Raw genomic sequence first — 10935 nt, forward strand, 5'->3', positions numbered from 1 at the left:
TTCGGCGATCCGGCCCGTCCCCCGAGCCGAGAATCAGATAACAACGACCTTGGTATCGATATTCACCCTCTCGTAAAGATCAATCACATCCTCATTGCGATGCGGATGCAACCGGACGAGACACTGCCGCCCATGATGCTGCCCCAAGAAAGACAACCGAAGGTAAATTCGGCTTCGCGAATAGCCTTCCTGTCAGGAAAGTTTCCGGTGTGGTTACCGCCGGGTTCAGGAATCTGGTAAAGACAACGTTAACGGTCGCGTGGGATTGAAAACACCGAGATGGCGGAAAACATTACCGGATTGATCGAAGGTCCCGACGGCCAGCTTCGGTGCTTCTGGCATGGGAATCTGCCCGACTATCTGCACTATCACGATAATGAATGGGGACGTCCGGTCGACAATGATCATCGGCTGTTCGAGAAGATTTGTCTCGAAGGCTTTCAATCCGGCCTCTCCTGGCTGACAATCCTGCGCAAGCGCGAGAATTTTCGAGAAGCCTTCGAAGGCTTCGACTTTGAGCGCATCGCTCGCTTCACCGAGGCGGATGTGGAACGGCTTCTCGGTAATCCCGGCATCATCCGTCATGGTGGCAAGATCCGCTCGACCATCAACAATGCCCGGCGCGCCATCGAGCTTTGTGAGAAGGAAGGGTCATTGGCGCGTTATTTCTGGCGCTTCGAACCGGGACCGCAGGACCGCCCCGCGACATTCGACTATCCGACCCTTGTCGCCAATCCGAAGACGGAAGTCTCGACCAGAATCTCAAAGGATCTGAAAAAGCGCGGCTGGTCCTTCGTCGGGCCAACCACCGTCTATGCCTTCATGCAGGCGATCGGCCTCGTGAACGACCATATCGAGGGTTGTGTGTACCGTCCGACGGTCGAAAAGGAACGGCAGACATTCAAGCGGCCGTCATAGACTCCGACGATAATCGGCAATCCCGGCATTCTGAACCGCTTGCAAGCGGTGAATGTTCCACGCTTCACTTGACAGCAAAGGGCCGACCCTCTATTCAGCGCGGCATTAGCACTCACCGATAGAGAGTGCTAACAGACGTCCGATCCTACCCGGACGGAGAGAAATCTCATTTCATTATCCGAATCAAGGGTTCAGAACATGGCCAAGTCGAAATTTCGCCCGCTTCATGACCGTGTGGTCGTACGCCGGGTGGAGTCGGAGGAGAAGACCTCCGGCGGCATCATCATCCCCGACACCGCGAAGGAAAAGCCGCAGGAAGGCGAAATCATCGCAGTTGGCTCGGGTGCGCGCGATGAGAGCGGCAAGCTGGTTCCGCTGGATGTAAAGGTTGGCGACCGGGTGCTTTTCGGCAAGTGGTCCGGCACCGAAGTGAAGCTCAATGGCGAGGATCTCCTGATCATGAAGGAATCCGACATCATGGGCATCATCGGCTGAGAACCATTCCGGCAAGCTACTGATCGAAACAAGTTTATGGACCTGGAAAGGTCCGGGAGCAGAGAGAAATGGCTGCAAAAGAAGTAAAATTTTCCCGTGACGCCCGCGAGCGTATGCTGCGCGGCGTCGACATCCTCGCCGACGCGGTGAAGGTCACGCTTGGCCCGAAGGGCCGCAATGTCGTGATCGACAAGTCCTTCGGCGCACCGCGCATCACCAAGGACGGCGTCACCGTCGCCAAGGAGATCGAGCTTGAAGACAAGTTCGAGAACATGGGCGCGCAGATGGTGCGCGAGGTGGCCTCGAAGACCAACGACATTGCCGGTGACGGCACCACCACCGCGACGGTTCTTGCCCAGGCGATCGTCAAGGAAGGCGCCAAGGCCGTTGCCGCCGGCATGAACCCGATGGACCTCAAGCGCGGCATCGATCTGGCCGTATCCGAGGTTGTTGCGGATCTCGTCAAGAAGGCCAAGAAGATCAAGACCTCGGAAGAAGTCGCCCAGGTCGGCACCATTTCGGCCAATGGCGAGCGTGAGATCGGCCAGATGATCGCCGAGGCGATGCAGAAGGTCGGCAATGAGGGCGTGATCACGGTCGAGGAGGCCAAGACCGCCGAGACCGAGCTGGAAGTGGTCGAGGGCATGCAGTTCGACCGCGGCTATCTCTCCCCTTACTTCGTCACCAATCCCGACAAGATGGTGGCCGAACTCGAAGACGCATATATCCTCCTGCACGAGAAGAAGCTGTCCAACCTGCAGGCCATGCTGCCGGTGCTGGAAGCCGTCGTTCAAAGCTCAAAGCCGCTGCTCATCATCGCCGAGGATGTCGAGGGCGAAGCTCTTGCGACGCTCGTCGTCAACAAGCTGCGCGGCGGCCTGAAGATCGCTGCTGTCAAGGCTCCGGGCTTCGGCGATCGCCGCAAGGCCATGCTGGAGGACATCGCGATCCTCACCGGCGGCCAGGTCATCTCCGAGGATCTCGGCATCAAGCTCGAGAATGTCGGCCTTAACATGCTCGGCCGCGCCAAGAAGGTCTCCATCTCCAAGGAGAACACCACGATCGTCGACGGCGCCGGCAAGAAGGCCGAGATCCAGGGCCGCGTCGCCCAGATCAAGCAGCAGATCGAGGAGACGACCTCCGACTATGACCGCGAGAAGCTGCAGGAGCGGCTGGCCAAGCTGGCGGGCGGCGTTGCCGTCATCCGCGTCGGCGGTGCGACCGAAGTCGAGGTGAAGGAGAAGAAGGACCGCGTGGACGACGCCCTCAACGCGACCCGCGCGGCCGTCGAGGAAGGCATCGTCCCGGGTGGCGGTACCGCCCTCCTGCGCTCCTCCTCCATCATCAAGGCTACCGGCGAAAACGCCGATCAGGAGGCAGGCATCAACATCGTTCGTCGCGCGCTGCAGGCTCCGGCCCGCCAGATCGCTGCGAATGCGGGCGCCGAGGCTTCGATCGTCGCCGGCAAGATCCTCGAGAACAAGTCAGCTACCTTCGGCTACAATGCCCAGACGGGCGAATATGGTGACATGATCGCCTTCGGCATCGTCGACCCGGTCAAGGTCGTCCGCACGGCGCTTCAGGATGCTGCGTCGGTCGCCGGCCTGCTCGTCACCACGGAAGCCATGATCGCCGAGGCTCCGAAGAAGGAAGCAGCCGCTCCGGCAATGCCCGGCGGCATGGGTGGCATGGGCGGCATGGATTTCTGATCCCGTCTTCGGGCTGGACCCGAGGATTGATAGAACAGCCTATGTGGAGGGCGGCAGGAATGCCGCCCTTTTCTCTTTCCCGGCCCGTTGGACCGGCCGTTGAAACATGAGCCAATTTGCCAAGATTAACTCTTGCTCTGCCGCGAATCCGGCATATGAAAGTCTCAAGGAAAGTCGGAGCGATCGATATGGCCCAGACCCGCACGGAAACCGATACCTTCGGGGAAATCGAAGTCCCCGCCGACAGCTATTGGGGCGCCCAGACGCAACGCTCCATCGGCAACTTCCGCATTGGCACCGAACGCATGCCGCTGCCGCTTATTCATGCACTGGGCATCGTCAAGCGGGCAGCAGCCGAGGTGAATATGCAGCTCGGCAAGCTTTCGCCGGAAATCGCCACGGCCATCGTGAATGCCGCGACTGAGGTGTCGGAAGGCCGGTTCGACGACCAGTTTCCGCTGGTGGTCTGGCAGACGGGTTCCGGCACCCAGTCCAACATGAACGCCAATGAGGTGATCTCCAATCGCGCGATCGAGATGTTGGGCGGGCAGATGGGTTCGAAAAAACCCGTGCATCCGAACGACCATGTGAATATGAGCCAGTCGTCCAACGACACGTTTCCGACGGCCATGCATATTGCTGCCGCCACTCAGGTGAAATTCCTGCTTCTGCCTGCGCTCGATCACCTGGCGTCTGAACTGGAAGCGAAGGCGGCCGCCTTCGAGCCGATCGTAAAGATCGGCCGAACGCACACGCAGGATGCAACCCCGCTAACGCTGGGACAGGAGTTTTCCGGCTATGCGGCGGCATTGCGGCTCGGAACCAAGCGCATCGAACAGAGCCTCGACGATGTCTATGCCCTGGCGCAGGGCGGTACCGCGGTCGGCACCGGCCTCAATGCCCCGGTTGGCTTTGATACAGCCTTTGCCGCACGGGTTGCCGATATAACCGGCCTACCTTTCCGCACTGCGGAGAATAAATTCGAGGCTCTGGCAAGCCACGGCGCACTGGCCAATTTGCATGGCAGCCTTGCCGCCCTTGCAGCCGATCTCTTCAAGATCGCCAACGACATCCGCTTTCTCGGTTCGGGCCCGCGCTCGGGTCTCGGCGAACTGAAGCTGCCGGAAAACGAGCCCGGCTCCTCCATCATGCCCGGCAAGGTCAATCCCACCCAGGCCGAGGCGTTGACGATGGTCGCCACCCAGGTCATGGGCAACCAGGCCACGGTCACCTTCGCGGCGAGTCAGGGACATTTCGAACTCAATGTCTTCAAACCAGTCATTGCCAATGCGGTGCTGCAGTCGATCCGACTGCTTGGGGATGCCATGCGTTCCTTCGCAGACAATTGCGTTTCCGGCATCGAAGCCGACGAAGCGCGCATCAGTGATCTCATGCAGCGCTCGCTCATGCTGGTGACGGCGCTTGCGCCGGCCATCGGCTACGACAATGCGGCCAAGATCGCAAAGGCCGCGCACAAGAACGGCACCACCTTGCGCGAGGAAGCGCTGGCGAGCGGGCTTGTCTCGGCAGAGGACTATGACAGGCTCGTCCAACCGGCGGAAATGGTGAAGCCGAAATAGCATCGGATCCTAAAAGGCCTTCAAACCTACAGGAATTCCGCTTTTTGCCGCCAGCCCGGCTATCTGGCATTCCGAAATCGCGCCGGGTTCGTTGAAAAGATGCAGATGCCATTCTCCGGTGAAATCGGGGCTCATCGCAGGATGGGGAACCACGTTTCGTTGCCAGGAATTCACGAAAGAGTGAGTTTTATCGAGCTTTCCACTCAAAACGGGGTGAGACTGTCGCAAAATATTTGCTTTTCGCCTGCATGCGCATCATCTGGCTATTGATGCCGGGCTTGGGACACGCGGCTTCAGCTATAGCAGAAAGCAAGCGGTGGCGCGGAAGGCGACGGTGAGCGGAATGGCAGACATCAAGGAACAGCATACGCGGCACACTCGCCTGTGGCGATATGTGCCTGCGGGGCTGATTCTCGCTGGCATCATGCTCGCCTACGCTCTCGGCTGGCACCAATATCTGACCCTCGGATCGCTTGCTGACAGCCGGGAAGCCCTGAAAAGTTTCGTCGCAGGACATCCGGTCGGAGCACCGCTCGGTTTTGCCGTTTTATATGCGCTCGCTGTTGCCTTCTCAATTCCAGCCGCCTCGGCGCTTACAGTCTTCGCGGGGTTCCTTTTCGGCTGGCTTCTCGGCGGCATGCTGGTCGCGGTCGCAGCGACAGCCGGCGCCACCGGCCTTTTTCTCGCCGCCCGCTCGGCATGCGGCGACAGTTTTCGCTGCCATCTCTGCGGGCGCGCGGCCCGGTTTGCAGAGGGGCTGGAAAAGGACGCCTTCAGCTATCTGCTGGTGCTCAGGCTGGCGCCCATCTTCCCCTTCTGCGTTGTCAATATCGCCCCTGCCTTCTTCAAGGTTCCTCTCCGCACCTATGTCGCAGCGACATTCCTCGGGATCCTGCCCGCCACCTTCGCCTTCGCCTATCTCGGAAGAGGCGTCGAAAGTGTTCTGATGGCTGCCACGCGGTCCGGCCACGAAGCCACGATCGCGGATCTGGTCACGCCGGAGATCACGCTGGCCTTCGCCGCACTTGCGCTTGTAGCGGCAATTCCCATCATCATAAAGAAAACCAAGGTCCTGGGTCGCTGACGCCAGCGGGATCCTCCGGAGAAACCCCTCGATGACGAAGAAGCTGCGGCCCGATATCTGTGTGATCGGAGGCGGTTCCGGGGGATTGACCGTGGCGGCCGTAGCGGCCCATTTCGGCGTTCCAGTGGTCCTGGTCGAGAAGGGCAGAATGGGCGGTGATTGCCTGAACTACGGCTGCGTTCCGTCAAAGGCGCTGATTGCCGCAGCAAAACAGGCGCACGGGCTCAGGCAAGGCTCCCCCTTCGGCATAGCCGATGTCGAACCACGGATCGATTTTCATAAGGTGACGGCTCATATCCGTTCCGTCATCGCCGCCATTGCCCCCAACGATTCGGTCGAGCGTTTCACCGCTATGGGCGTGCAGGTGATCCAGGCCGAGGCACGTTTCGTTGACGACAAATGCGTCGTGGCCGGAGAATATGAAATCCAAGCTCGCCGCTACGTCGTCGCCGTCGGTTCGTCACCTTCCATTCCGCCGATTCCGGGTATTGAGAATATACCTTTCCTGACCAACGAAACGATCTTCGATCTTGCGGAAAAGCCCGATCATCTCCTGATCCTGGGCGGAGGGCCGGTCGGCTTCGAACTGGCACAGGCCTATCATCGCCTCGGCTCCGCCGTCACGGTGATCGAGGCAGGCAGCGCCCTTGGCAAGGACGATCCTGAACTTGCGGCCCTCGTCCTTCAAAAGCTCAGGGCGGAGGGCGTCGTCATCCACGAGCACTCGGTTGCCTTTCGCCTGGAAAAGGACGGAGAAGCGGGCGTGCGGCTGTATACCGGGCCTACAGGCGCGGAAACGATCATCGAAGGCAGCCATCTGCTGGTCGCCACCGGCCGCTCGCCAAATGTCGAACGGCTCGGCCTGGACAAAGCCAGTATCCGGTTCGACTCGAAAGGCATAAAGGTCGACGATCGGCTGCGCACGACAAATCGCCGCGTTTATGCGATCGGCGACGTGGCAGGAGGGCAATTCACCCATGCGGCGAACTACCACGCCAAGCTGGCTGTGAAATCGATCCTGTTCCGGCTGCCGGTTCGCAGGAAACCGGAACTCATCCCCCGGGTCATCTATACCGATCCCGAGATAGCCTCGGTCGGCCTTTCCGAGGCACAGGCACGCGAAGCGAACGGGCAAATCCATGTTCTTCGCTGTCCCTTCAGCGAGATCGACCGGGCGCAGGCCGATCTCAGTACGGAAGGCTTCCTCAAGCTCGTCACCTGCCGGCGCGGGCGCATCCTCGGCGTTTCGATCGTCGGCTCCAATGCCGGCGAACTGATAGGATTCTGGTCGCTCGCCTTGGCGAAGGGCATGAGGGTGCACGACATCATAGGCCACATTGCCCCCTACCCGACGATGGGAGAAATTGGAAAACGCGCTGCCATTACCTATTTCAAGGAGAAGGCCCGTGAGCCGCTCGTCCAGGGACTTTTGCGCTTCCTGCGCCTGTTCGGCTAGGCTCGGATTTATGAGGGACATGCATGACAACGGACGAGAGCCGCAGCCAGGGGGGCCATCAGGCTGTTTCGGACCGCATGGTCCCGCTCTCGCGCGGCCTTTCCACCAAGCTTCTGGTCCTTACCATCATCTTCGTCCTGATCGCGGAGGTTCTGATCTTTGTGCCTTCGGTGGCGAACTTCCGGCTGCAATGGCTGACCGAGAAGCTTGGCACGGCAGCCGCCGTGAGCACTCTTCTGGTTGAATCCGATACAGACAGGCTGAGCCCGGCCGTCCGCAAGGAAATCCTGATGTCGATTGGCGCAAAGGCCATCGCCGTTCGCGACGAAGGCGTCTCAAGGCTGCTCGTCATCTCCGATGTGCCTCCGCAGGTCGACGAGCATATCCCGCTCGAAGCGGTCGGCCCCTTCGAGGCGATGACAGGCGCCTTGGATACTTTATTCTTCGGCGGCGACCGGATGTTGCGCGCTTATGGCAGGATGGGTGAAAGCACCAAGGAATTCGAAATCGTCATCCCGGATTATTCCTTGCGCAAGGCGATGCTGGTCTATGCGCGCAATATCGCTTTACTGTCGCTCCTGATCTCCCTGTTCACCGCGACCCTGGTTTTCTATGCGATCAACCGGATCATGATACGCCCTGTCCGGGATATGACGTGCTCCATGCTGACTTTTGCCGAGGCCCCTGACGATCCCTCCCGCATCATCCGGCCTGAAGATCGCGGTGATGAGATCGGGGTGGCAGAACGTGAACTCGCCGCCATGCAAACGCATCTGCAAAAGACGCTCAGCGAGCAGAAGCATCTTGCCGATCTCGGGCTCGCCGTCTCCAAGATCAATCACGATATGCGCAACATGCTGGCCTCGGCCCAGTTGATGTCGGAAAGATTGCGGACCGTAAACGATCCGACGGTTCAATTGCTGGCGCCGCGGCTGGTGCGCACGCTTGACCGAGCGGTCGCCTATTCGGAAGGCGTTCTGGCCTATGGCCGCACCCAGGAAGCGCCCCCGCAAAGGCGCAGGATCAAGCTCTACCACCTGGTGGAGGATGTGCAGAATGCGCTCGGCATCGATACGACGAGCGGCATCGAGTTCGTCAACGCAATTGATGAAACACATGAGATTGACGGGGATGCGGAGCAACTCTTCCGTGCCATCGCCAATCTCTGCCGCAATTCCGTCGAGGCCATGACGACTGCCAAGGACAGTTTGCCGGTACGCCGGCTGACGGTTTCGGCGGAGCGAAGCGGCACGGTGGTGCGCATCCTGGTCGCCGATACTGGTCCGGGGCTACCACAGAAGGCGCGCGAAAATCTTTTTGCGGCCTTCCGAGGCTCGGCTCGCAGCGGGGGTACCGGGCTTGGCCTCGCCATCGCGCATGAGCTTGTGCGGGCACATGGCGGGACCTTGGAACTCGTTGAAAGCGTCGGCGGAAATACGGTGTTCGCCGTCGTGATTCCGGATGAGCCGGTTGACATAGAGAAGGCGCGAGACACATTGCGTCGCCCCGCATAACCGAAACGAGCCAACAGCCCGCATCTCCAAGGTAGGCTGTCGGGCATGTATTTTCTTGCGAAAGTTTCTCGTATCGCCGCTTGCTTTTGCGCGCATCAATCGCTAGGTAACGCCACCGGCAGGCGGGACTAAAGTCTATGTCCCTGCTAGGCTGCTTCGGCAGCCCGCGCGCCCGTAGCTCAGCTGGATAGAGCACCAGACTACGAATCTGGGGGTCAGGAGTTCGAATCTCTTCGGGCGCGCCATTCAACCCTTTGAAATCATTCATGTTTGTTCTTCCTCTGATTTTTAAGATCGACGGAGAAACACGATATGTAATGACGGAGTAATGACCAAACGGAGCAGACGTTCAGAACCGGAGGTTCCTCCAAGGCACTTCCGTGCCGAGAGCCTTGTCAGAGAGAGGAAGCCACCCGGACGAGCCTCATCCTTGAGCTGCTGGCCACGTCGAGACACCCCCCTACGGGGTACCAAGGGGGTCATACCCCCGGTCGCTATAAGAGTATGACCCCTCGAAATTTTCTCGGAGAAATTATGACATCTCAGAACCGGAGGTTCCTATGAGGCACTTCCGTGCCGAGCAGATGTCTAGCGGTCTTCGACCGATCGGCTCTCAGGGTCTATAGGTCCAACCGTCCTTTCAGCACACGTCCAGCCCTTGACGATACAGGCTATGCCGGGGGTCGAACACATCGCATGTCCCTCGGTCACCTGACAGACAGAGCAACCATCGTTGAACTGACTACACTCGGGATTTTGTTCGATGAGACTCGATAGGGAGTCGACGGGCGTTGCCCGAGTGGGGTTTTCTTCGGCTATCAAATGGGACGGTACGAGAAGAATTGCCGCGACCGTTACGGCTCGCAAGCTTCGGACCCTGTTTCGCATAACTCCCCCATGACCCGGCCCGGACACCCCCGGTTCGCGCTCGCTCAGAGCGATATTCGTAAGATCAATATCATTCCGGGCGGAATTCGGGCAGGGTAAGAGTAGTCGCCTCTTCGAGGCTCGTATAACGGAGAAGACTAAGAAGGGGGATACTTCAAGTTATATCCCTCTTTCCGTTAAGCGAGGCCGTGAGGCCGACCACTCTTCAGAATCCCTTTGTAATTCCCCCAGATGACCATCGAAATAACAGACGGGATACCAGAGTTCCCCGGAAGAAATATCCGTGAGTAATCTACTCTTTCTTACCCCTTTTTGAATATTTTCCTTTAATGATGTCCCTTGTAACTTATTGAAATCATTGGTGAATTTGAATCAATAGAGCACGGGTGGTGCTCTATGACTCTACGAGTACTCCATTTCGAGCTTCAATCCCGACGTCATTTCGACTGATTTCTTCATTCTCGGAGACGGTTCCGAGAGATAGTCTTGGAGTATCCTCCTCATGCGGGTACTCGGGAGATACAACGTCACGGGTTCACCCCGTCTGACACGGGAGCGGTAAACCCACTGGATCAATTCCGTCAAAGCGTATCGATCCTGCTCAACCCCGTTCTCCCCTAGACCTAGCCACCGGTTGATAAACGGGTTCATGTTCTGATCGTAGAGGTAAACCAGATGGCTCTTGTCGATGAACTTGTTAGTCCCTCTCGTCGTATTGGCTATCCATGTGACGCCATCGAAGAGCCTAGCCTTGACCGCAAAGGGTCCGGGTCGAGGGGACTTCACGTCGTCTCCATCCTTCCCGTTTAGAAACCAATTGTGTTTCGCACAGGTAATCAGGACGTCACTCAAGGGAACGTCTTTTAGCCAGTACCTACGGACGTCGTGGAGAGCCGAAGCGACCTTCTTCCCGATGAGCTTTCCCTTCTGTTGACCATTGAACGTCAGGTTGATCTTCCGAAGGGCAGGAATATCCCGGACTTCGATTAACTCCCGTGCTGCCCTTCTGAAACGCTCATTGGCTTCGGGGTCTACTGTCCGTCGTCAGGGTTTTTGGGACAACCGGCGGCGTGAGCTAACGGAGGCTCTGGTCCATCAGGTTTGTCACATTAGGCCGCTGCATCTCGATGAAGCAAGCGGCGCTGTTTGATGGTTTCGCGTTTGATCCTTTCCCTTTCCAGCGTGATGATATCGCCGCGCCCGAAGTAGACGTCGGCAGGGGTGAGATTGTCGAGGCTCTCGTGGTAGCGGCGGTGGTTGTAGTGATCGACGAACGCCGCGACCTGCTGCT

At 58.8% G+C, this 10935-nt stretch carries 8 protein-coding genes and 1 tRNA gene; 8 read left to right on the forward strand and 1 reads right to left on the reverse strand.

What is annotated here, in order from left to right:
* Positions 1–279: 279 nt before the first annotated feature.
* The 8 genes from L598_RS07555 (at position 280) to L598_RS07590 (ending at position 9001) form a co-directional block, all read left to right on the forward strand.
* The gene (locus L598_RS07555) at positions 280–918 is read left to right on the forward strand and encodes a DNA-3-methyladenine glycosylase I (protein ID WP_144861362.1); all 639 of its coding nucleotides are present in this window, start codon (positions 280–282) and stop codon (positions 916–918) included.
* A gap of 198 nt (positions 919–1116) precedes the next feature.
* The gene (gene groES, locus L598_RS07560; RefSeq protein ID WP_144861363.1) at positions 1117–1413 is read left to right on the forward strand and encodes a co-chaperone GroES; all 297 of its coding nucleotides are present in this window, start codon (positions 1117–1119) and stop codon (positions 1411–1413) included.
* Positions 1414–1481: 68 nt separating this feature from the next.
* Entirely contained in the window at positions 1482–3122 is a 1641-nt protein-coding gene (gene groL, locus L598_RS07565) for a chaperonin GroEL (RefSeq protein ID WP_144861364.1), read from the forward strand.
* Between the two features lie 188 nt (positions 3123–3310).
* Positions 3311–4702, forward strand: a complete 1392-nt coding sequence (gene fumC / locus L598_RS07570) for a class II fumarate hydratase (protein WP_144861365.1) — start codon at positions 3311–3313, stop codon at positions 4700–4702.
* Between the two features lie 343 nt (positions 4703–5045).
* Positions 5046–5786: a VTT domain-containing protein gene (locus L598_RS07575; RefSeq protein WP_144861366.1), complete on the forward strand. Its 741-nt coding sequence runs from the start codon at positions 5046–5048 to the stop codon at positions 5784–5786.
* Positions 5787–5817: 31 nt separating this feature from the next.
* The gene (locus tag L598_RS07580) at positions 5818–7242 is read left to right on the forward strand and encodes an FAD-dependent oxidoreductase (RefSeq protein WP_144861367.1); all 1425 of its coding nucleotides are present in this window, start codon (positions 5818–5820) and stop codon (positions 7240–7242) included.
* A 23-nt stretch (positions 7243–7265) separates the two neighbouring features.
* Entirely contained in the window at positions 7266–8756 is a 1491-nt protein-coding gene (locus L598_RS07585; protein WP_144861368.1) for a HAMP domain-containing sensor histidine kinase, read from the forward strand.
* A 168-nt stretch (positions 8757–8924) separates the two neighbouring features.
* Positions 8925–9001: transfer RNA gene (locus L598_RS07590), tRNA-Arg, on the forward strand.
* A gap of 1752 nt (positions 9002–10753) precedes the next feature.
* Here L598_RS07590 and L598_RS07595 read toward each other — a convergent pair.
* The coding region (locus L598_RS07595) for an integrase core domain-containing protein (protein ID WP_144861369.1) at positions 10754–10935 on the reverse strand (182 nt) is incomplete at its 5' end.

The organism is Mesorhizobium sp. J18 (assembly GCF_007829525.1).
Classification (GTDB): domain Bacteria; phylum Pseudomonadota; class Alphaproteobacteria; order Rhizobiales; family Rhizobiaceae; genus VLJP01.